The sequence below is a fragment of the Nonomuraea marmarensis genome, assembly GCF_043197025.1.
Lineage (GTDB): Bacteria > Actinomycetota > Actinomycetes > Streptosporangiales > Streptosporangiaceae > Nonomuraea > Nonomuraea marmarensis.
Map to the genome: position 1 here is coordinate 1 of NZ_JBICRM010000113.1, position 1,307 is coordinate 1,307.

The following is a 1,307-nucleotide window of genomic DNA, read 5'->3' on the forward strand; positions in this document are numbered from 1 at the left end:
TTTGACGACCCGCGATGCTTGCTCACGTTGCGAGGTTGTCTGGCGTGCGTGTAGTCAGTCCGCCGCGAGCCCTCGGAAGGACATCTGTTGGCAGCCTCGCGCAACGCCTCCGCCGTACCCGCTGGTCCCCGTCGCGTCTCTTTTTCGCGTATCCAGGAGCCCCTCGAAGTTCCTGACCTTCTCGCTTTGCAGACCGAGTCGTTCGACTGGCTGCTGGGCAATGAGAAGTGGAAGGGCCGGGTAGAGGCGGCTCGTCAGGCCGGGCGCAAGGACGTCCCGACCCAGTCGGGCCTTGAGGAGATCTTCGAAGAGATCAGTCCGATCGAGGACTTCTCGGGGACCATGTCCTTGTCGTTCCGCGACCACCGGTTCGAGCCGCCCAAGTACTCCGTCGATGAGTGCAAAGACAAGGACATGACCTTCTCCGCCCCGATGTTCGTGACGGCGGAGTTCATCAATAACACCACCGGTGAGATCAAGAGCCAGACGGTGTTCATGGGGGATTTCCCGCTCATGACGCCGAAGGGCACGTTCATCATCAACGGCACCGAGCGTGTCGTGGTCTCGCAGCTGGTCCGTTCGCCGGGCGTCTACTTCGAACGTAATGTCGACAAGACGTCGGACAAGGATCTGTACGGCTGCAAGGTCATCCCGTCGCGGGGTGCCTGGCTGGAGTTCGAGATCGACAAGCGCGACAGCGTCGGTGTGCGCATCGACCGCAAGCGCAAGCAGGCCGTCACCGTGCTTCTCAAGGCACTGGGCTGGACCAGCGACCAGATTCTCGAGCGTTTCGGCCAGTACGAGTCGATGCGCGCCACCCTGGAGAAGGACCACACGGCCGGCCAGGACGACGCGCTGCTCGACATCTACCGCAAGCTGCGGCCGGGTGAGCCGCCGACCAAGGAGTCGGCGCAGACCCTGCTGGAGAACCTGTACTTCAACCCCAAGCGGTACGACCTGGCCAAGGTCGGCCGATACAAGATCAACAAGAAGCTCGGGGTCGACTCGGAGATCACTCAGGGCACCCTGACCGAAGAGGACGTCGTCGCCACGATCGAATACATCGTCCGCCTCCACGCGGGCGAGGAGTCGATGCCGGGCGCCAACGGTGAGGTGATCGTCGAGGTCGACGACATCGACCACTTCGGCAACCGCCGCCTGCGCAGTGTCGGCGAGCTCATCCAGAACCAGGTCCGCCTGGGCCTGGCCCGTATGGAGCGCGTCGTCCGCGAGCGGATGACCACGCAGGACGTCGAGGCGATCACGCCGCAGACCCTGATCAACATCCGCCCGGTCGTGGCGTCGAT

Annotated in this window: 1 pseudogene; it reads left to right on the forward strand. The window is 63.4% G+C overall.

Going from position 1 to position 1,307, the window contains the following annotated elements:
- Window positions 1-87 precede the first annotated feature (87 nt).
- Window positions 88-1,307, forward strand: a pseudogene (locus ACFLIM_RS50180) (DNA-directed RNA polymerase subunit beta); the annotation flags it as partial.